Source organism: Psychrobacillus sp. FSL W7-1493, from assembly GCF_038004905.1.
Lineage (GTDB): Bacteria > Bacillota > Bacilli > Bacillales_A > Planococcaceae > Psychrobacillus.
In genome coordinates this window covers 164,046-183,445 of the sequence record NZ_JBBOSB010000002.1, presented here as the reverse complement: position 1 = coordinate 183,445, position 19,400 = coordinate 164,046, and the positions used below count along the sequence as shown (strand labels likewise).

Here is a 19,400-nt window from a genome sequence, read left to right as displayed (position 1 = left end):
CATTGGGAACTCCCCCAATGCTTTTTGGTATCTTTACAAAAATATAATACCCGCTAATACAGCCGCTAAAACTATTCGATAAATAGCGAACGGTGTTAGTTTAACTTTATCAATTAGTTTCAAGAAGAAGCGAATCGATATTAAAGCAAATACAAATGCGCTGACAAAGCCCACTGCATAAAAGCCAAAATGATCCATCTCCACGTACTCCCAGTTTTTCAAAAGGGATAGAAAGCTTGCCCCTGCCATAATTGGCACAGCCATGATAAAAGTAAAATCTGCTGCCGTTTTATGATTCATACCTAATATTACGCCACCGGAAATCGTTGAACCAGAACGAGAAAATCCTGGCCACAATGATAGACACTGTATAAGCCCAACAAGAATCGCTTGCTTATATGTAATCTTGTCTAGTGTGTTCGTTTTTGGATGTTTAGGTCCAAGTTTATCAGCAACAATCATAAGGATTGCACCTAGCACTAATCCTATTAATACAGTCTCTGTTGTAAATAAATGCTCATCGATGTAATCCTCAAACAATACACCAAGCACACCAGCAGGGATAAGCCCAACAATTACATGAGTCAGCTTTAGCTGTCCCCCTTTAGGCGCATCCTCTATTTTATATAAGCCTATTAAACTCAATAATCTTTTCCAAAAGACAACGACTACAGCGAGAATTGACCCAAGCTGAATAACAATTTTGAATGTATTAGCTGAGTATTCTCCTAAAAAGTCTTTTGTTTGAAGCCACATATCATCCACGATAATCATATGACCAGTGGATGAAACCGGAGCAAACTCCGTCATACCTTCTACAAAACCTAATATTAATGCTTTAAATAATTCTAGAATTTCCATAAGATCTCCTTAGTCACGTTTTTTAAAATACCATACTAAAAATGCAATCCCTACTATTGCTATAAGCACATAAACTATGTTCGAGTAGATATCCATATACCCTACGATATCTTCCCAGTTTTCACCTACTGCAGAACCTACAGAAACTAAAACTGTATTCCAAATAAGTGTACCTAGTGTAGTAAATAGAAGGAATAGCCAAAATTTCATATTTGACATCCCTGCTGGAATAGAAATAAGACTTCTAACCAATGGAATTAGTCGACCAAAAAATACAGCCCAAACGCCATATTTGTCGAACCAGGCATCCGCCTTATGAATATCTTTTATAGTAAGTCTCAAGAATTTACCGTACTTGTTCACAATCTTTTCTAAACGCTCTACATCTAGTAATAGACCAATCCCATAAAGAATTGTCGCCCCAATTACCGACCCCGCAGTAGCTGCTAGAATAACACCTACCTTGGTCATCGAAGTTGTAGTTGTCATAAATCCTCCAAGCGTTAAAATAACCTCTGAAGGTATCGGCGGGAATACGTTCTCTAACAATATTAATAAAAATACGCCAAAATATCCAAACTGGTTCATCCAGTCTGTAACCCATGCTTCCATTATACTTACACATCCTCTAACTTAATCTCTACCGACCATAACTCTGATTGACTACCTAATCGAATTGGAGGTCCCCAAAATCCAAATCCGGAAGATACAATCGCATGCATATTTCCTTTTTTCCTATACCCGTAATCTAGCTCAAAAATTCTTTGGGTAAACAAATGATTTGGCCACATTTGACCACGATGGGTATGACCCGACACGTGAAAGTCTACCTTCTCCCTCTCAGGGATGAGTAAATTAGACGGTGTATGATCCATTACAAGCCATGGCAAATTGTTTTGTTTTGGTGCCAGTTCGGATAGTTCTTTTCTATTTCTATTAGTTAAGTCCTCACGTCCTGTCAAATAGAACGTGTCTGCCACCATGATTGTTTCATCTAATAACATCTTTACATTAGAAGCTTCCATTTCCTCCACAAGTAATGGAATTTTCTTCCCATAGTATTCATGGTTTCCTAGCACCCCATAATTACCATACGTAGATTGAAGCTGCTTCATCACCTCGGACATACCCTTTTTTACAAACCATATTGGGTCATCGTCCACTATATCTCCAACTAGTAATACCAAATCTGGATCTTGTTCATTTGATTTTTTTACAAATCTTTGTAAATGCACTTTATTGGATAACAGACCCAGGTGAAAGTCAGATGCAACCACCACTTTCAACTTGTCCACTGCTGCACCCTTTTTAGGCATGGTAATAGTAAGATTTCGGACTACTGGTGAGAAGGCATTATATGTTCCAAGCAACATGATCAAAACAAAGATTAGCAAAACGATTCCACCAATCGGCTTTAAATACTCTGGGAAAATCCACACAAGTATACTTGCAATCGGGAATAAAAGAATTCCATACTGCATGATTATAAGCCAATAAGAACCTATTATACTAAAAGTTCTTAGTCTGTGGTCAAGTCTTGCAATAATAATTGCATAAGCAACTAAAAACCAAATCCCCATGAAAAGCCCCAGATTAATTGAGAAGAAAGCTTCTAACCATGTCCACACACTCCAGCCAAAATAAAAAACAATTGCGGAATAAATAAGGATCGCTAACGTTATAAAGCCATTTTTTTTCATTTGAGTTCTCCATTTTGTCTTTTCCCATTAGTATAGCAGATTTGCGTAATTTACTCCTTCTCAGCCTTAAGACCGAGGAGAAAATCATGTTTAAGCCCGTTTAGCAAAACATAAGGAGTTGGTAAGCTATAGATACAGACGAGAGGAGGAACAAATATATGAAAAAATTTGGTTTAGTTACACTTGGGATAATTGCAGGAATTGCAGCATTGGTGAATCTTGGTCCGTTATTAGGATTAGGGATATCCGCATTGTTCGTCATGGCAGGTGTACATTTCTACTTAAAAAGCGATTCAAGCCTACTAAAAATCTTTTGGGCAACAGTCGGTATTATTGGTTTATTGACAGCGATTTCTAATATACCAGGATTTGTTGGTATCTTATCAATCGTAGCTTTATACTTCATCTGGAAAACTTGGAATAAGGAAGATCTTTCACTATCTTTACAAAAAAAAGATGATCCATTCGTTAATTTTGAAACACAGTGGAACGAACTTAATAAATAAGGAGGAAACAAACATGACATCATTACTACAACGATTAAAGTATTCAGTTAAGGCAGATCTACACCAACTATTTGATAAAAAAGAAGAAAAGAATCCAATCGCTATGCTCAATCAATACATTCGAGAAGCAGAGAAACAAACAGAACAAACCGGTAAATGGCTAGAGCGCCAAGGGAAATTAAAGCAAGAGCTGGAAAAAGAATTGGCTGAAACATTACAGATGGCTGAAAAACGCAAAAACCAAGTCGAACTAGCTAATGCTTCAGGCGAAGAAGATTTAATTTCCTTTGCACAGGCAGAGGTTGATGCCTACAACGAACGTGCAACAACTTTACAGACTAGCATTCATCAAACTATGGAGGAGCTTTTCGGGTTAGAGCGCAAATATGAAGAGATGAAGCACAAAGTGAAGGATATGAAGGTCCGCCAACTGCAGCTGATGGGCAAAGAAAATGTTACTCGTGCCCACCACCAAATGGATCAATTGTTAAAGCCTGAAGAAAAGCAGAAAGGATTCGGTACTTTTCAAGACATGGAACAATATATCGAACGCCTTGGACAAAAAATTGAAAAAGAGCATGAAATCACTTCCATGGAGCAACGTTTAGAACAATTAGAAAAAAACGAACAACCAAAGGCAGAAATTGTGTAATATATAGTAAAAGGTTGTCCATTTTATAGGACCAATGAGGGGAAGGCAAACGCCTTCTCCTTCTCATGCATTACTATGCGAAGAAGGGAGAATACAAGCATGAAAGAAAACCAAACAAACAAGCTAGCTTTTTTTCTTATTTGTTTTGTTTTTCTCATTTTTATAGAAGCTACTATATTTGGGAACGGCAATATTATATTAGTCCTTCTTGGCATAGGAATGATGTACTTTAGCTTACGGAAGCAATCGAAATATATGTTCTGGCTAGGCTTTATATTTCTGATTTTAGCCATCTTTTCTATGTGGAGCCTACGATTGTTTTTAGTAGCTATCCTTGTCTATTCCCTTTATAAGCTTTGGAAAAACGAACCTATTAGCCAAGTGATTAAACCGTTTGGCAAGGTATATGAAGAAACACCAAATAGTATAATCCAAAACAAGCTATTTTCATCACAATCAACGCCATTTCAAGCCTATGAGTGGCAGGATGTACACGTGCAAAGCTTTTACGGAGACTATGTAATTGATGTCACTGAGACAGTGCTACCAAAAGGCACCTCCCTTATTTCCATTCGACAATCTTTAGGGAAGGTTACTATACATGTTCCATACGAGATTCCAGTTCGCATACATTACACTACCGTAATTGGTGAAGCACGTATTCTTTCCCGCGGGGTTCAGCGTCTATGGAACCAGACTGTCCTTGTAAAGGACGGTTACCTGGAGGAGGTTTCTCATCCAGCAGAGCTACTGATAACTGTATCCACGTGGATTGGTGATGTTGAGGTGATCCGAAAATGAAAATATTTCTAGGTCAAGGAATCTCCCTCTTTTTCTATCTAGTTAGTATTATTGTGTTACTTTTATATGTTGTCTGGGGATGGCCAAATGACGAAGCTTGGTGGTCATTGTTAAACCAGACATATGCACAAATACCTCTAGGCGTGTGGATAATAATTGTGCTAGCTTTTATAAGCTTCGGATTTTCATTGAACACACTTCAAAAGGTGCGCGGTCAAGAAAAGAAAATAGAAACGAGCTTACGCCCATTACTTGCAGAAACGTTTGAAACGAGCAAGAAAAAGTATACACAAACCAAAAGAATGCAGGCAACTGTTACTCAACTAGAACAGCTAATCCTGACCCAACGAAAAACATTACAGCGTATAACAAATGAAAAGGCTGAAACACAGGACAGAATTATTCAGGAAAGACTAGTCCAAGAAAGACAAAGATTGGCTAGAGAGCTTCATGATTCCGTATCCCAGCAGCTTTTTGCAGCATCCATGCTTCTATCTACCATGGTAGAAATAGAGGAATCTAAAAATGGAGAAGTCCCAAAAACCTTGATGCAAACAGAGAAAATTGTACAGCAGGCTCAATTAGAAATGCGCGCGCTACTTCTCCACCTACGCCCAGCAGCTTTACACAATAAAACCTTAAAGGAAGGCTTAGAGGAGTTACTTCAGGAGCTTCAAGAGAAAGTGTTTTTTACCATACACTACCGATTAGAGGAGGTTTCCTTGTCTAAGGGCGCCGAGGATCATTTATTCCGAATCGCACAGGAAACCTTATCAAATACACTAAGACACGCTAAAGCAACTGAAGTAGACATTCTCTTCGTTGAAAGAGACAATCTCGCTATTTTCCGTGTCCAGGATAATGGTGTTGGTTTTGAAGTAGGGGAAGGTAAAAATGGCTCTTATGGAATACAAAGTGTTCGAGAACGAGCCGTCGAGATTGGTGCTACATGCAAAGTCGTATCCGTTCCCTCTCAAGGAACAATTGTAGAAGTGAAGCTGCCTATTGAAAGACCAGTAGTCCAGCCTATAAATATAGATATTAAAAAGGCCACGGAGGAGTGAATAGAATGATTCGCATTTTGCTAGCCGATGACCATGAGATGGTCCGTATCGGCGTTTCAGCTTACTTACAGGCTCAACCAGATATGGAGGTTGTAGCAGAGGCAGTAAATGGACTAGAGGCAGTCGACTTGGCTCTCAAGCATCGACCTGACATTATTTTAATGGATATGGTCATGCCTATTATGAACGGGGCAGAGGCTACTCGGGAAATTATTAAAAAATGGCCTGAAGCTAAAGTGATGGTGGTCACTAGCTTTATCGATGATGACAAGGTGTATCCTGCTTTGGAAGCAGGAGCGATCAGCTATCTCTTAAAAACGTCCAAAGCCTCACATATTGCTGATTCAATTCGTAAAACTTTAAATGGAAATGCTGTTTTAGAGCCAGAGGTCACTAACAAGATGATGTTACGAATGCGACAAGGATCTGGTCGTTCATTACATGAGGATTTGACTGATCGTGAACTAGAAGTGCTTCTTCTCATAGCCGAGGGCAAAACAAATCAGGATATTGCCGATACTTTATTTATTGCGCTCAAAACAGCAAAAACGCATGTCAGCAACATCTTATCTAAGTTGGAGGTAAATGATCGTACTCAAGCTGTTATATATGCTTACGAGCATAAGTTAGTCTCTACAAAAAAATAACCAAACCTAATCGGCTATCATATGCTAATGAAAAGACAGCCAAAGGATGATAGACAACATATGACTCCTAATAACAACGACAAACCTAGTGAGCAACCTAACCTTGGCGCTACCGTGGACTTCTTGGGCTCTGTCGTCATCACATTAGGTTTCCTCATTGGTACTATTGGAGAAGGTATCACCCTCCAAGAATCCTTAGAAGAAAAGAAATCTGAAAAAAACTCTAAGAACAATCAGAAACTGCAGCTCTCTCAAATAGAAAAAAAATTAGACCAAGTGATTAAAGAGCTAGAAGCATTAAAGAAAAGGAGATGATCCTAACCATCTAAGGGTCATCTCTTTTTGATGTTTTAGCGTATTTAAAACAATGCTATTATTTTTCGGAAATCACTTGTTGATAGTAGTGCTACTTTATTATCATACGTATTAAACTTCTTAATAAATTCAGGTTTCATTTGTTTTTCAAAGTACCTCGTCCATTGAAACATTTTTAGAAATATAGAAAAGGTTGGCTGGTAGTTAGCCTTTTCCAATCCAACTGCTTGACGAGTAAACCTCTTTACAATTCGCCAATGTCTTATAGCTACTGGAATATCTAGAAATAAAATATAATCGGATGCCTCTAAACCAGGGTCCGTCCAATCTATATGAACTCCTTCGATTACCCACTGCTCCAATTGAATTGCACTTTTAAGTAAATCGTCTCGTTTTTCCACAGAATTCCTAATGTCCCCCTCAGGGCGTCTGGTCCAAACAAAGTTATCTGTTTCAAAATGAGGTATGCTATAATACTCCGCTAACTGTCGACCTAGTGTTGTTTTTCCACTTCCTACAGAACCCACAATATATATTTTCATCTGTTACTCCATATTTGCTTGATTGATCGAATGAATGATTCCTGCATGTACCCCTTCATGCCAAACAATGAATTGTACAATTGCCTCTACAGTTTCCATGCTATGTAGATTTCCTATCTCTAACGTATCTATTAAATAATCTTGTAGTTTTGGTGCTAAAAGTGCTAACACACGGTCTAACTGGTCTTTTAAACTAACTACTAGTTCTTCTTTTGAAGGAGGGATCTCCTGCCAATCTTCCGGATCTGTGCCTGGTGCAAAAAAAGGTATCCATTCGGGATGTACTATTTGGTAGGCAGGGATTGCTTTTTGAACTAAAATCTCCATTTGTACAAAGACATGTCCGACATTCCATCGAATGGTGTTAGAGAATCCTTTAGGCTTTACATCCCATTCAGCTTCTCGGCATTGTTTGATTCTGCCAAGTGTGTAGATTCTTGCAAAGTTTAGTTGGTATAAAGATTCTATTGTTTTCCACCCCTTTTTAATTTGAGTATATCATTTATGGGAAAATTCTGTCTCCTGATACTTGTTTTCTATTATAGTAGATGATATGTTTTAAGAAAAAGGAGAGATTACTATAGACCAACCCCGTGGCATTCCTAAAACAATTGAAGTTTACAAACGATCTATTCATCGACTTCCTAATCAACATTCGCTTACTCCCCTTCTAGAAAATCGCATTTATAGTCTGAAAGCAGGCTACGCTGGCGAAACATACGTTGATAACTTTTTAAAACAAATCCCGTTTTCTAAGCATTACGCTATTTTAAAGGATCTTCACCTTCCCATTTCTGACTCGAGCTACCTTCAATTAGATACCATAATCCTCACTCCAAAATATTTAGCCCTCCTAGAAATCAAAAATATTCGAGGAAAAATCTCTTTTCAAAGAAACCCTGAACAACTTATACGTGAAATCGACGGTGAAACCACTGCCTTTAAATGTCCTGAGCAACAGATCATACGACACGCCCAAAAGCTAACATTCCTATTAAACTCCCTCAAAATTCAGCTTCCTGTGAAAAGTTTTATTGTTTTTGCTTCCACGAAGACCATCGTTATCCAGCCCCCTAAATTAGTGAAAGCCGTCATGGGCTGTGATATTGCAACTTCTATAAATTCCCTACACATTCTCCCTGATGTCCTGTCCGCAAATAAATTTAAACATCTATTAAATTATTTAACGTTGCACGCTACCGAGTTCATACCAAAACCTCTATCTCATATCCATCCCTTAGACCTTCAGGACATTAAGAAAGGTTTGCTATGTGGAAAATGCTTTCAATTTGTAGAAGGCAATTGCCCATCATGTGGTACATTAAAAAAAATAATGCAACATGATGGCTTGGAAGATTGGTTTTATCTATATAAAGAAACAATCTCCAATAAAGAGTGCATGGAATTTTTAAACCTAAAAGACAAGCATGCTGCTTCATACTTATTAAGGAACTCTAGATTATTTCCCATCAATAATACGAAAAGTCGTTACTACGTCATTCAAAAGAAATAAAGATTCACGAACGAGCAGTAGTTTGAGCGAGGACTAGGTATGCCGTTCAGTAACTAGGAGAGGTTCGACATAGCAGGTCTCTATTTTAAACCAATCCCGGCCTGAGTCTCCTCCCGGAGATGGATTACAACAATCAGCCGCTCGTTTACTACAATCACGCTCTACTTTACGACAATCACCTAGTTTTTTACTACAATCAATGACCAAACTATCTTCCCAACCATCGATTACGACAATCAGCCGCTCGTTTACTACAATCGAGCTCTACTTTGCGACAATCAACTAGTTTTTTACTACAATCAATGACCAAACTCTCTTCCCGACCATCGATTACGACAATCAGCCGCTCGTTTACTACAATCACGCTCTACTTTACGACAATCAACTAGTTTTTTACTACAATCAATGACCAAACTATCTTCCCAACTATCGATTACAACAATCAGACGCTCGTTTACTACAATCACGCTCTACTTTACGACAATCACCTAGTTTTTTACTACAATCAATGACCAAACTCTCTTCCCAACCATCGATTACAACAATCAGCCGCTCGTTTACTACAATCACGCTCTACTTTACGACAATCAACTAGTTTTTTACTACAATCAATGACCAAACTCTCTTCCCGACCATCGATTACAACAATCAGACGCTCGTTTACTACAATCGAGCTCTACTTTACGACAATCACCTAGTTTTTTACTACAATCAATGGCCAAACTCTCTTCCCGACTATCGATTACAACAATCAGCCGCTCGTTTACTAAAAACACGCAACAGAGTATGCTCCTAACTAAGACCCAATCCCTTCACAACAAAAAACCCTTCCAAAAGGGAAGGGTTTTCGATTTTCTTATTAAATAACTGGTATTTTCACAGTTACTTTAAACAGATCTCCGTCTACTTCGGTTACCAGGCTTCCTCCATGTAAGTCTACAATAGATTGAGCAATGGCAAGGCCTAGTCCAGAGCCTTCTGTGTGACGGGATGTGTCTGCACGCTTAAATCTCTCCGTAAGCTCTGCCACATCATCGCCCAGCTCATATTTCGCGATATTTTTAAACACAAATACTGCGTGGCCATCTGATTGGTCTAAGTTTATATATACTCTTGTATTAAGCAGAGAATACTTCAATGTATTTATAATTAGGTTATCTAGTACTCTCCACCACTTCTGACCATCTACATAGGACATAATTGGTTTTGTGCCGATAGTCACTCGGTAGTCAAGTCCAGACTTATCGATATCCTCTTGATGTTCAGCAACTGCCTGCTGCAAAAGCTGAGTTAAATCGACCTTACGTTTGTCTAACTCCATATTTCCTGAGGCCATTTTAGATACCTCAAATAAATCCTCAATCAATGTTTTTAGCCGTAATGATTTCTTATCTAAAATCGCTATATACGAAGCTCGCTCTTCCTCCGTAATATCGGGATTTTTCAAAAGATCCGTGTACGTAATAATAGAGGTCAATGGCGTTCTTAAATCATGGCTTACATTAGTAATTAGCTCCGTTTTTAGGCGTTCACTTTTCACTTGCTCTATTTGTGAAGTTTGTACGCGTCCCCTTAAGTCATTTACATTCGATGCAAGCTTAGCAATCGGTGATCTTCCCTTCACCTTAATTTCAGAACCATCATTGCCCTTGACCATCTCTTCGGTTTTCCCAATAATACGATTCAAATAAGCCATTCTAGATAATAAAATAAATAGAACAGGGATACCTATAAATAAAGTACAAGGAATCCATAATATGATTAGTTCCGGAACATTTGCGATTAAGACCGTACCTACCCCCCAGAAAAATACTACAATTAGCATAATAATTGTTTGTACTCCAATGGATCGATTTAGGAAAAACCCTTCTAACGATTTAATCCCATGAACTGTAAGACTGTTTTTCCAGTCAGCTGTACTTAACGATTCTTTTAGCCACGGAATTTGATAGAGAGTTGCTGCTGTTAAGATAACCGCAATAATAAATCCACCGATTGGTATATCATATCCTCCATAATGGAAAACTGACAGTATAGCTTCCTCAGCAAATAAAATTGCTAGGAATCCACTAACAAAAGTTAATACTATCTGAACATCAATTGGCAAGCTTTCATATTTTGCTCTTCCTTTTTCAAAAATGAAAGATTTACGATTCTTTCTCCATTGAAATACAAACAATACTGCTGAAAGAATCCCTACTACAATGACACTATAAAAAATTAGCTGTCGTGTTTTAAAGTAATTGTACTCATACGATCTATTTCCACTAAGCATACTTGCTTCTGAGATGGCAATGGTACCTTCAAAGCGAGTATATCGACTTCCAAGAGTGTCACTTAGATCCCTATAAGCGCCGTCGTAATAATCTTCATTAATTGCTGGCGAATACGTGTTAGGCTCCTTTAAATAGCCATTATCACTGGAGTATACTTTCTTAAACGCCATTTTCTTTCCGATTGTTCCGTTTGTGAATACCTCTCCGGTTTCTACATTTTTTAACTCGTAGTTAAAATCATCTTTCTCATTTAATAAATGGTTTTTTGCTTTAGCTACGCTTTGGAAATAAGCATCCACTTCTTCTTCTTTTTCTTTTCGGATTTTATCTTCTACGTGTTCATCGCTTTCAAAATTCTTCTTAATATCCGCTATCTTAGCGTCTCGTTCTGCTATGAGGCTCGCTCTAACCGTGTTTTCTACATCCTTCTCCTGTGCTGCATCACCCTCGCTAGATGTCTCCTCCATGGTTGCAGAATTTATTCTATCCTCATAGTTACGCTCAATAGAATATATTTGATCCTCCAAATTTCCATAACGATTACGATGCTCTTCAATTTCACTAGAGGTAACTACTATATTTTTCTTTACTGCTTCTATATCTGGGACAGCCAACGCTAACGGAACAAGCGCAGATTCAAACTCATCTAATTCTTGTTGAAAGCTAGAACTATCGAAATAGTTTTTCCCTATATACTCTCTACCTAAATTTGTAAGAGTAATGAACGCACCAACGGCTATCACTACCAACACACTCAATAAAATTACTTTTCCTAGAGGGCGCTTCATCTTGCTCCTCCTTTCATTAATTCAACAATGTCTGTAAAGGTTCTGCTAATCTCCATGATGGGAATGAGCTGAGATGTACAATAAAATAAACAAATTGCTCCGCAAAGAATAGCGCCTATAGAAAAAAGAAAACTCCATTTACTTGTCGATTTTATAGCCAACTCCCCACACCACCTTTAAGTATCTTGGATTTTTAGGATCTGCCTCAATTTTTTCTCGTATTTTACGAATATGAACAGCCACAATATTCTCCGCGTTGTATGCTGGTTCATTCCATACTCGTTCATAAATATCGTGAATAGAAAAAACTCTTCCTGCATTGGTCATTAACAGTTCTGTTATTTTATATTCAATTGGGGTTAGCTTTACCGCTTCTCCTTCTACAGAAAGCTCCTTTGCCTCCTGATTTAAAATAAGACCATCCACTTCTATCACCGCTTGCCTGCCCAGATACGTCCCTAGCTTTGTGTATCTTCTGAGCTGTGACTTAACTCTGGCTACAAGTTCCATAGGATGAAATGGCTTCGTTACATAATCATCTGCACCTACAGACAAACCGTGAATTTTATCTGAATCCTCTGCTTTAGCACTTAACATAATAATTGGTATATTTCTTTGCTCTCGAATTTTAAAAGTAGCAGAAATTCCATCCATTTGAGGCATCATGATATCTAATACAATGACATGAACCTCGTTTTCCTCTAGCAACTCCAGTGCCTCTATCCCATTTCCTGCCTTCAACACACGGTAGCCTTCATTTTTTAAATAGATCTCTATTCCATCTCGAATGTCTTGATCATCATCCGTCACTAGTACAGTAAACTCAGGCATCTCTTGCTACCTCCTCACGTTTGCTTTCTTATGATTCTTATTGTAACCTTCATTTCTTAACATTCCAGCAGTATAATTCTGAAGAAAATCTTAAGAAATTATTTTGTTTATGGCTATGTTAAAGAGTAGGGTTGATTTATGATGCATAGAAAAAGAAATCTTTAAGTCAGAGAGTAGAATTGATCACCGCACCAGCCGGAAGCTTTCTTCGGGGTGAGCGATAAGCCATCACCCATCGCTTACGCGCGTGGATGTATGTCTTATCTGTCTCACTCATCCCGTAGGAGTAGCCGTCTGGCGCTCCAATCAATAAATGGGAACAGCTTTAATGCATCGATAAATTGCTTATAAATTTACTCGCATAAACAAAGCCGAAAAACTGTACCCAATCCCAATTTCATCATCTATTTATGTTCTTAATAGCCATTTGAAAGTTCCTTTTTTAATGTTTACAGTCACTATAAAAAAGAATTGTTTGTCAAAATCAACCAATAACTTTAACAAAGCTTGGTTTATTTATATATTGTTGCACTCTAAGGTTTTGTAAGCTTAACTAAATTATCGGCATAATAAAGTACATTCAAAATAGAATAGAGTATTTTCTTTTGCACTCACTATTAAAAAAATCCACCTACCTTTTTACAGGTTGGTGGATTCATTACACGTTTCTTCTATACTAGTGCAAAGCTCTAGGTCAATGTCCTGGTAACTTATATCGCTAATCCGCTCTATATAAGAATTCACTACTTCACCAGAATAATTTTCAAATAATTCATTTACTAATTGATCTAGCTCTAATTGTTCCTTCGTTTTGCTCATGATTAGTCACTCCTTAGTCCATAATTGTTATATCTACAATTTCTTCTAGCTTAATAGGTATTAAATAAAATGGATCGTGAAGATGAATTGTCCTATGCTTTGCATCTATTTCTTCAATAGTACCCCTGTTATAAATATAGTGACCATTTTTCCAGCGTTTGATCTTCGTATCACCTTTAGACGTATAGGCTAACTCAAGCGTCTCTGATATCATGACATAATCGTATTCTGTCAATACTGGCTTAGGCTCTTTCTTTACCTCTTCATAATACTCACGAAGTAGTGAGACATGTTCTGGAAGCATCATAGATGTCCCCCATTTAATATTTCGGCGAGGATCTAAAGGATATTTAGATTTTTTAATCCCTTCAAAAAACTTATCATAAATATTCATATAACCTCACGTTCCTTTTGAAGAATGGGAACAAATGCTAGCACATTTTCTATTTTAAAGATCCTTTTCGTACCTCTTAAAAAGCAATAAGCCTGAAAGGATTCCTTAGAGACACTTAGCACCTTAACTCGTCTCTTACTGATTTCACCATTGTGTTTCATGTAAATCATTTCAGATAACTGATTGGCTTTCATTGACTTCAAAATTATTATGCGCACATTCGTTCCCTCCTATTACTTTTTAGTATACGAACATTTGTTTGTTTTTACAACTTGAAATTTTAGGGAAATGAAATTTTGTAAAGAAAAAAACGCCACTATGGGCGTTCCTAAATAATTTAAAGTTCCTATCAATCTACTTTTTATATTTTTCGTTCAAATCATTAATTACTTCAATTGCTTCCTCAACATGCTCGACATCAAAAACTTCAATATTTAACTTTAACTCTCTTTGAAGGGTCTCTGCTTCTTTTGCGTTTTCGCTCGGTATAATAATAAAAGGAAAACCATATTTGTTAACATTTTGCAGCTTTTCTCTCAAGCCTCCAATAGCTAAAACATTTCCCTCTGCATCAATGGCACCTGTAATAGCCAAACGTAAATCATTTTGTAGTTCACCTTTTATAATGAGCTCAGTTAACAGCAAGCTTAGCCCTGCACTGTCTCCTATCGCTTTATCATGCTTGAAATATTCTGTAAGCCTTGCTTCTTCTTTACCAAAGTACAGTTTTAAGTTCTCTCTCATCTCTTCCTTCGGCGTTTTTTTAAGTTGTAGCCACTCAAATATTGTCCTGTTCTTATTTTCGTAAAGAATTTCATTCGTTATTTTAGCAACGTTTATAACCTCTAGATCAGGGTGATTTCTTAAATACTTCCGGACCTCCTGTTGGCTTTTCATGTTATCTAGAGGCTTGTAAGAAACAGAAACTATAAAGATTCCTGAACCTTCTACTGTCTGTCTTGGTTCTACATATAAGTTTGCTACGTATGTTTTTGTAACGAACCCTAGAAGCGGAAGCTCATAACAAAATAGAAGCAATAGGATAGCTAGAGCAATAGTAAGTTGTTTTTTGGTCTTCTGTTTTCTTCGAAATATGAAGATGGAGATAATTAGCATAAATAAACTAAGGAGCAGTAAAACTAAATACGAGATACCATCTATAGCGTCTCGAAGGAATAAACCTAGTACTAGAAGATAAAATACGATAGTAATAATCACGGGGATAACATTTAGTGATCGAGTATAATTTTTCGATATAGTGGTCCAGCTCCTTCTTAAAAGTCTATACTAGTAAAGGGAAAGATCCTTTGTTAAGTTATGCATATGATTATGTAAGTAATGATATTCTTTTTCATCAAATGCCATATAAGGGGCTCAATTACGTAATAGCGTTCCACAGATAAATTTAGAATCTATATTTGATTTGTAAGACGGAAAATATCATATTGGGCAACCCACGAAAATCCGTCCGAGTAGAAATCATTTATTTAATTATTAGAGGTAAATACTTACTTTCAAAGACTTTAAACAACAAGTCCAGGATACAGTAAGAACTAAAGTATTTATAACACATTTAAATTCCATTATAATCCTATTAAGGCAACTTAACTATCACTTTTTCGTATATCTGAAACTTTCTGGAACAAAAACGGTCTAATATTCTAAAGGAGTGAACAAGATGAAAAAAATGCTTTGGAGTATGTTAACTATTTTTACGATCTTATTCCTTGCAGGCTGCGGTACTAGTAATAATAACGATGACCCTACAACAGGCAGTGGAGAGCAAGAAACAGAGGCGAAAATTACTACTCAATTAAAGGTGGATGCTACTGGAGAAGCAAATCTCCTTATCAAAAACCCTACCAAGGAAGAAATGACATTAACCTTTCCAAGTGGTCAAGAAGTGGAGTACCAACTACTAGACCAGGATAAAAATGTTATTTATACGTATTCTGCCAATAAAAATTTTACACAAGCAATTCAAGAAAAGAAAATACAGCCTAACGAAGAGATTTCCGTTAACCTAGATTTAGAAAACGAGCTTGCAGATGTACCTGCTGGAAAGTATAAGCTAGTTGTTTGGTCTTTGGCATCTGAACTGAGCGAACAAAAAGTGGAAACAAATTACGAATGGGCTGGAACTGAACAAGCAGAAGAAAATGCTCCTCCTGCTGGTGAAAATGGTAAAATTACTTTATACAAAGAAGATGCTAATGCAGAATTTGTAGAGCCTTACGAGGTGGAAATTGATCCATCTGGAGATAAAGTGAAGCAAATATTTGAAGAAATTGACACAACAAATGTAGGATTACTAGAATATCGTTTTGAGAATGACGAGAAAAAACTAGTTTTAGTAATGGATAAGGCTACTGAAAATGTTCAAGGAACTGCTGGAGAATACCTATTTTTAGGCAAAGTCCTCCATTCTTACTTTGAAAACTACCCTAAATTAGAAGAAATTGATTTTGTTAAAGAAGATGGTACACCTGTTGAACTGTCACATATGGGAGCTGTATCCACCTTCACACGCGATGAGCAATATACAAAACCAAATTAATAAAACAAAAGAGCTTGGATCACCTCCAAGCTCTTTTTCTAGTTTATTCACTTCTATCATTCAGACAGCGTTCACATTCAAATAATGGAGATTCGACTTGCTCTTGGATGACGCATCCACATTCGCGACAAATCTTTGGATTTTTTTCACTCGTTGGCTTATTCATTCCAATCACCTCCTATAATTTTGCATAGCCTGGAATAGTTAAAAATTCAATGAAGTTATCCTCTTTCACTAATGTCAAAAATAGCTCTGCTGCTTCCATATATCTACCGTTCAAATAGATGTCATTACCGAAGTCAGCTTTTAACTTCCCTAGCTCCTCTGTTAATACCTGCTCTACAAGTGGCATTGTAATTTTTCGCCCGTCCTCTAGCTTTCCTTCTGGATGTCGAACCCATTGCCATACCTGTGTACGAGAAATTTCTGCAGTCGCTGCATCCTCCATCAGGTTGTTAATAGGTGCAGCCCCGTTGCCTCGTAGCCATGAAGCAATGTATTGAACTCCAACGCTACAGTTTAGACGGAGTCCTTCTTCGGTGATTGTTCCAGCTGGGACTTCGAGAAGGTTGTCTGCAGTTACCTGAACATCCTCTCGTTTACGGTGGATTTGGTTAGGCGTTGGCATATACTCGTCGAATTGCTCCCAAGCAACTGGTACAAGTCCAGGGTGTGCTACCCAAGTTCCATCGTGTCCATCCGAAGCCTCTCTTCTTTTGTCTTCTCGAACCTTTGCAAATGCCGCCTCGTTTGCTTCCTCATCATTCTTAATAGGAATTTGAGCTGCCATTCCCCCGATAGCTGAAGCATTACGTTTATGACAGGTTTGAATACAAAGCTGTGTATACGCTCTCATAAATGGTGACGTCATGGTCACCTGGCCGCGGTCAGGTAAAATGACCTCTGGTTGGTTGCGAAGACGTTTGATATAGCTAAAAATATAATCCCAGCGTCCACAATTTAAGCCTGCAGAATGATCTTTTAATTCGTATAAAATCTCATCCATTTCAAAGGCAGCCATAATTGTTTCTATCAATACCGTTGCTTTTATAGTTCCTTGTGGAATACCTAGCTTCTCCTGCGCAAAGATAAAGATATCATTCCACAGTCTTGCCTCTAGATGACTTTCTAGCTTTGGCAGATAAAAATATGGTCCTGTTCCACGTTCGATTGCCTCTTTCGCGTTGTGGAAAAAATATAATCCAAAGTCAAAGAAGCTACCAGAAATCGGCTTACCATCTATATGAATATTCTTCTCCATCAGATGGAGGCCACGAGGACGAACTAATAACACTGCTGTTTCATCCTTTAAGTGATAACTTTTTCCAGTCTCAGGTTGCGTATAAGAAATTGTCTTTCTTACTGCGTCTCTCATATTAATCTGGCCTTCAATCATATTCTCCCATGTAGGAGATGTTGCATCCTCAAAGCAGGCCATGAATGCTTTTGCTCCAGAATTTAGGGCATTAATAACCATCTTTCGATTGACTGGTCCAGTAATCTCTACCCTTCTATCCTGTAAATCCTTAGGGAGTGGAGCTATTGTCCAGTCCCCTTCTCGAATATGCTTTGTTTCTGTAAGAAAATCTAATTTTTCTCCATTATCTAGTCTTTCCTGGCGATCTCTCCGAGCAATGAGCAAATCCTTTCGTCGATCATCAAATGTTTGATGAAGAGAAGCGACGAATTCCAATGCTTCTGGTGTTAGAATCTCATGTATTCCTTCCACATCATTACCAACAATTTCAATCTTTTTTTCAGTTATTTGTTCCATTCCTTTACCCTCCCATTTCTTCAATGATCAAGCAAATTGTGCTGTTTCAGTTGAACCTTTCATGGCAGTCGTAGAGGAAGTACCACCGGAAACGACTTGAGAAACCTCATCAAAGTATCCAGTACCAACCTCACGCTGATGTTTGGTAGCAGTATACCCCTTTGATTCGTTCGCAAACTCTGCCTGTTGCAATTTGGAGTATGCAGCCATCCCTTTCGTTTTGTACTCATGAGCAAGCTCAAACATGCTGTGGTTCAATGAATGGAATCCAGCAAGTGTAACGAATTGGAACTTGTAGCCCATCTTACCTAGCTCTACTTGATACTTAGCAATCGTCTCTTCATCTAAGTTTGCCTTCCAGTTAAATGATGGAGAACAGTTGTATGCAAGCATTTTATCTGGATATTGAGCATGAATTGCATCCGCAAATTGCTTTGCTTCCTCTAGGCTCGGGTGGGAGGTTTCGCACCATACTAGATCTGCATATGGAGCATAAGCCAATCCACGAGCGATTGCTTGTTCTATACCAGCCTTCGTACGATAGAAGCCTTCTGGAGTTCTTTCTCCCGTAATAAATTCATGGTCACGTGGATCAATATCACTTGTCACCATGTCTGCAGCGTCTGCATCCGTACGTGCGATTAAAACGGTAGGGACGCCAGATACGTCAGCTGCTAAACGAGCTGCCACTAGGTTACGGATAGCATTTTGTGTTGGAAGAAGTACTTTACCTCCAAGATGACCGCACTTCTTTTCTGATGCTAGCTGGTCTTCTAAGTGAACGCCAGCTGCTCCTGCTTCAATCATTCCTTTAATTAACTCAAATACGTTCAGTGGGCCACCAAAACCTGCTTCAGCGTCTGCCACAATCGGTGCGAACCAGTCAAACTCATCCTCACGACCTTCAGCTTGGTCAATTTGGTCTGCACGCTGAAGTGCTTGGTTAATACGCTTCACTACTGCTGGAACGCTGTTTGCCGGGTAAAGACTTTGGTCTGGGTACATTTGACCGGAAAGGTTTGCATCAGCTGCTACCTGCCAGCCACTCAAGTAAATCGCTTGTAGTCCTGCTTTTACCTGCTGTACTGCCTGGTTTCCAGTTAGAGCTCCTAAGGCATTTATAAAATCTTCTTTATGAAGGGAATTCCATAGACGTTCTGCTCCCTTGCGCGCTAATGTATGCTCGATTTGTAGTGATCCACGTAACTTAATAACCTCTTCAGGAGTATAAGGACGTTCTATTCCCTTCCAACGGTTATCCTCTTCCCATTGCTTTCTAAGCTCTTCTACTTGCTGTTGTCTGTTTGTCATTATTCAACACACCTCTCCACAATTTTTTGATAATTAAAAATATGTCTTT

General features: G+C 38.1%; 23 protein-coding genes. 8 read left to right on the top strand and 15 right to left on the bottom strand.

Going from position 1 to position 19,400, the window contains the following annotated elements; all coding sequences use genetic code 11:
• Nucleotides 1–33: 33 nt before the first annotated feature.
• From MKX96_RS18430 to MKX96_RS18420, 3 genes are read right to left on the bottom strand one after another with little or no spacing between them, the layout of a single operon-like run.
• Nucleotides 34–861 (bottom strand): undecaprenyl-diphosphate phosphatase, encoded by an 828-nt coding sequence (locus MKX96_RS18430; RefSeq protein ID WP_340886491.1) that lies wholly within the window; start codon nt 859–861, stop codon nt 34–36.
• Nucleotides 862–870: 9 nt separating this feature from the next.
• The gene (locus MKX96_RS18425) at nt 871–1,473 is read right to left on the bottom strand and encodes a DedA family protein (RefSeq protein ID WP_340886489.1); all 603 of its coding nucleotides are present in this window, start codon (nt 1,471–1,473) and stop codon (nt 871–873) included.
• 5 nt (nt 1,474–1,478) lie between these two features.
• Nucleotides 1,479–2,561, bottom strand: coding sequence for a metallophosphoesterase (locus MKX96_RS18420; protein ID WP_340886487.1), 1,083 nt, complete (start codon nt 2,559–2,561; stop codon nt 1,479–1,481).
• A gap of 158 nt (nt 2,562–2,719) precedes the next feature.
• Here MKX96_RS18420 and MKX96_RS18415 point away from each other — a divergent pair, with 158 nt between their 5' ends.
• The 6 genes from MKX96_RS18415 (at nt 2,720) to MKX96_RS18390 (ending at nt 6,546) form a co-directional block, all read left to right on the top strand.
• Nucleotides 2,720–3,067 carry a lmo0954 family membrane protein gene (locus MKX96_RS18415; protein WP_340886486.1) on the top strand — a complete coding sequence of 116 codons (348 nt, stop codon included), beginning with the start codon at nt 2,720–2,722 and terminating at the stop codon, nt 3,065–3,067.
• 13 nt (nt 3,068–3,080) lie between these two features.
• The gene (locus tag MKX96_RS18410; RefSeq protein ID WP_340886484.1) at nt 3,081–3,719 is read left to right on the top strand and encodes a PspA/IM30 family protein; all 639 of its coding nucleotides are present in this window, start codon (nt 3,081–3,083) and stop codon (nt 3,717–3,719) included.
• A 99-nt stretch (nt 3,720–3,818) separates the two neighbouring features.
• Nucleotides 3,819–4,520 carry a cell wall-active antibiotics response protein LiaF gene (gene liaF, locus MKX96_RS18405; RefSeq protein ID WP_340886482.1) on the top strand — a complete coding sequence of 234 codons (702 nt, stop codon included), beginning with the start codon at nt 3,819–3,821 and terminating at the stop codon, nt 4,518–4,520.
• Nucleotides 4,517–5,584 carry a sensor histidine kinase gene (locus MKX96_RS18400; RefSeq protein WP_340886481.1) on the top strand — a complete coding sequence of 356 codons (1,068 nt, stop codon included), beginning with the start codon at nt 4,517–4,519 and terminating at the stop codon, nt 5,582–5,584. The genes liaF and MKX96_RS18400 overlap by 4 nt, the downstream gene beginning before the upstream one ends.
• 5 nt (nt 5,585–5,589) lie before the next feature.
• Nucleotides 5,590–6,231: a response regulator transcription factor gene (locus MKX96_RS18395; protein WP_340886478.1), complete on the top strand. Its 642-nt coding sequence runs from the start codon at nt 5,590–5,592 to the stop codon at nt 6,229–6,231.
• Between the two features lie 60 nt (nt 6,232–6,291).
• Nucleotides 6,292–6,546, top strand: a complete 255-nt coding sequence (locus tag MKX96_RS18390) for a hypothetical protein (protein WP_169360876.1) — start codon at nt 6,292–6,294, stop codon at nt 6,544–6,546.
• 44 nt (nt 6,547–6,590) lie between these two features.
• On the opposite strand, the gene MKX96_RS18385 is transcribed toward MKX96_RS18390, so the two are convergent.
• Nucleotides 6,591–7,088, bottom strand: coding sequence for a DNA topology modulation protein FlaR (locus MKX96_RS18385; RefSeq protein WP_340886475.1), 498 nt, complete (start codon nt 7,086–7,088; stop codon nt 6,591–6,593).
• Nucleotides 7,089–7,091: 3 nt separating this feature from the next.
• Complete coding sequence (locus MKX96_RS18380) at nt 7,092–7,556, bottom strand: DinB family protein (protein WP_340886956.1); 465 nt, start codon at nt 7,554–7,556, stop codon at nt 7,092–7,094.
• A 106-nt stretch (nt 7,557–7,662) separates the two neighbouring features.
• Between MKX96_RS18380 and MKX96_RS18375 the strand changes: the two genes are divergently transcribed.
• Nucleotides 7,663–8,601, top strand: a complete 939-nt coding sequence (locus MKX96_RS18375; protein ID WP_340886954.1) for a nuclease-related domain-containing protein — start codon at nt 7,663–7,665, stop codon at nt 8,599–8,601.
• A 299-nt stretch (nt 8,602–8,900) separates the two neighbouring features.
• On the opposite strand, the gene MKX96_RS18370 is transcribed toward MKX96_RS18375, so the two are convergent.
• The 7 genes from MKX96_RS18370 to MKX96_RS18340 all read right to left on the bottom strand — a co-directional run bounded on the left by MKX96_RS18370 (nt 8,901) and on the right by MKX96_RS18340 (nt 14,927).
• Nucleotides 8,901–9,068: a hypothetical protein gene (locus tag MKX96_RS18370; RefSeq protein ID WP_340886472.1), complete on the bottom strand. Its 168-nt coding sequence runs from the start codon at nt 9,066–9,068 to the stop codon at nt 8,901–8,903.
• 392 nt (nt 9,069–9,460) lie between these two features.
• Complete coding sequence (locus MKX96_RS18365) at nt 9,461–11,665, bottom strand: sensor histidine kinase (protein ID WP_340886470.1); 2,205 nt, start codon at nt 11,663–11,665, stop codon at nt 9,461–9,463.
• 138 nt (nt 11,666–11,803) lie between these two features.
• Entirely contained in the window at nt 11,804–12,496 is a 693-nt protein-coding gene (locus MKX96_RS18360; protein ID WP_340886468.1) for a response regulator transcription factor, read from the bottom strand.
• Nucleotides 12,497–13,135: 639 nt separating this feature from the next.
• The gene (locus MKX96_RS18355; RefSeq protein WP_340886466.1) at nt 13,136–13,315 is read right to left on the bottom strand and encodes a hypothetical protein; all 180 of its coding nucleotides are present in this window, start codon (nt 13,313–13,315) and stop codon (nt 13,136–13,138) included.
• 13 nt (nt 13,316–13,328) lie between these two features.
• A complete protein-coding gene (locus tag MKX96_RS18350) occupies nt 13,329–13,622 on the bottom strand; it encodes a YolD-like family protein (RefSeq protein ID WP_340886463.1) in 294 nt (97 codons plus the stop codon).
• Between the two features lie 83 nt (nt 13,623–13,705).
• On the bottom strand, nt 13,706–13,927 hold the full coding sequence (locus MKX96_RS18345; protein ID WP_340886461.1) for a transcriptional regulator: 222 nt from the start codon (nt 13,925–13,927) through the stop codon (nt 13,706–13,708).
• A 136-nt stretch (nt 13,928–14,063) separates the two neighbouring features.
• The gene (locus tag MKX96_RS18340) at nt 14,064–14,927 is read right to left on the bottom strand and encodes a S16 family serine protease (protein WP_340886458.1); all 864 of its coding nucleotides are present in this window, start codon (nt 14,925–14,927) and stop codon (nt 14,064–14,066) included.
• Between the two features lie 460 nt (nt 14,928–15,387).
• Here MKX96_RS18340 and MKX96_RS18335 point away from each other — a divergent pair, with 460 nt between their 5' ends.
• On the top strand, nt 15,388–16,266 hold the full coding sequence (locus MKX96_RS18335) for a BsuPI-related putative proteinase inhibitor (protein WP_340886456.1): 879 nt from the start codon (nt 15,388–15,390) through the stop codon (nt 16,264–16,266).
• Between the two features lie 43 nt (nt 16,267–16,309).
• Here the strand turns inward: MKX96_RS18335 and MKX96_RS18330 are convergent, their stop codons facing one another.
• The 3 genes from MKX96_RS18330 to aceA are packed head-to-tail and all read right to left on the bottom strand — an operon-like array spanning nt 16,310 to nt 19,351.
• The gene (locus MKX96_RS18330) at nt 16,310–16,432 is read right to left on the bottom strand and encodes a YhfH family protein (RefSeq protein WP_205964027.1); all 123 of its coding nucleotides are present in this window, start codon (nt 16,430–16,432) and stop codon (nt 16,310–16,312) included.
• 12 nt (nt 16,433–16,444) lie between these two features.
• The gene (gene aceB / locus MKX96_RS18325) at nt 16,445–18,040 is read right to left on the bottom strand and encodes a malate synthase A (RefSeq protein WP_340886452.1); all 1,596 of its coding nucleotides are present in this window, start codon (nt 18,038–18,040) and stop codon (nt 16,445–16,447) included.
• 27 nt (nt 18,041–18,067) lie between these two features.
• A complete protein-coding gene (gene aceA, locus MKX96_RS18320; RefSeq protein ID WP_340886450.1) occupies nt 18,068–19,351 on the bottom strand; it encodes an isocitrate lyase in 1,284 nt (427 codons plus the stop codon).
• Nucleotides 19,352–19,400: the final 49 nt, after the last annotated feature.

Excerpts from the sequence above, each read along its gene's own strand:
- MKX96_RS18430 (WP_340886491.1), bottom strand. The coding sequence starts at position 861 with ATGGAAATTCTAGAATTATTTAAAGCATTAATATTAGGTTTTGTAGAA.
- MKX96_RS18425 (WP_340886489.1), bottom strand. The coding sequence starts at position 1,473 with ATGGAAGCATGGGTTACAGACTGGATGAACCAGTTTGGATATTTTGGC.
- MKX96_RS18420 (WP_340886487.1), bottom strand. The coding sequence starts at position 2,561 with ATGAAAAAAAATGGCTTTATAACGTTAGCGATCCTTATTTATTCCGCA.
- MKX96_RS18415 (WP_340886486.1), top strand. The coding sequence starts at position 2,720 with ATGAAAAAATTTGGTTTAGTTACACTTGGGATAATTGCAGGAATTGCA.
- MKX96_RS18410 (WP_340886484.1), top strand. The coding sequence starts at position 3,081 with ATGACATCATTACTACAACGATTAAAGTATTCAGTTAAGGCAGATCTA.
- liaF (WP_340886482.1), top strand. The coding sequence starts at position 3,819 with ATGAAAGAAAACCAAACAAACAAGCTAGCTTTTTTTCTTATTTGTTTT.
- MKX96_RS18400 (WP_340886481.1), top strand. The coding sequence starts at position 4,517 with ATGAAAATATTTCTAGGTCAAGGAATCTCCCTCTTTTTCTATCTAGTT.
- MKX96_RS18395 (WP_340886478.1), top strand. The coding sequence starts at position 5,590 with ATGATTCGCATTTTGCTAGCCGATGACCATGAGATGGTCCGTATCGGC.
- MKX96_RS18390 (WP_169360876.1), top strand. The coding sequence starts at position 6,292 with ATGACTCCTAATAACAACGACAAACCTAGTGAGCAACCTAACCTTGGC.
- MKX96_RS18385 (WP_340886475.1), bottom strand. The coding sequence starts at position 7,088 with ATGAAAATATATATTGTGGGTTCTGTAGGAAGTGGAAAAACAACACTA.
- MKX96_RS18365 (WP_340886470.1), bottom strand. The coding sequence starts at position 11,665 with ATGAAGCGCCCTCTAGGAAAAGTAATTTTATTGAGTGTGTTGGTAGTG.
- MKX96_RS18360 (WP_340886468.1), bottom strand. The coding sequence starts at position 12,496 with ATGCCTGAGTTTACTGTACTAGTGACGGATGATGATCAAGACATTCGA.
- MKX96_RS18355 (WP_340886466.1), bottom strand. The coding sequence starts at position 13,315 with ATGAGCAAAACGAAGGAACAATTAGAGCTAGATCAATTAGTAAATGAA.
- MKX96_RS18350 (WP_340886463.1), bottom strand. The coding sequence starts at position 13,622 with ATGATGCTTCCAGAACATGTCTCACTACTTCGTGAGTATTATGAAGAG.
- MKX96_RS18335 (WP_340886456.1), top strand. The coding sequence starts at position 15,388 with ATGAAAAAAATGCTTTGGAGTATGTTAACTATTTTTACGATCTTATTC.
- MKX96_RS18330 (WP_205964027.1), bottom strand. The coding sequence starts at position 16,432 with ATGAATAAGCCAACGAGTGAAAAAAATCCAAAGATTTGTCGCGAATGT.
- aceB (WP_340886452.1), bottom strand. The coding sequence starts at position 18,040 with ATGGAACAAATAACTGAAAAAAAGATTGAAATTGTTGGTAATGATGTG.
- aceA (WP_340886450.1), bottom strand. The coding sequence starts at position 19,351 with ATGACAAACAGACAACAGCAAGTAGAAGAGCTTAGAAAGCAATGGGAA.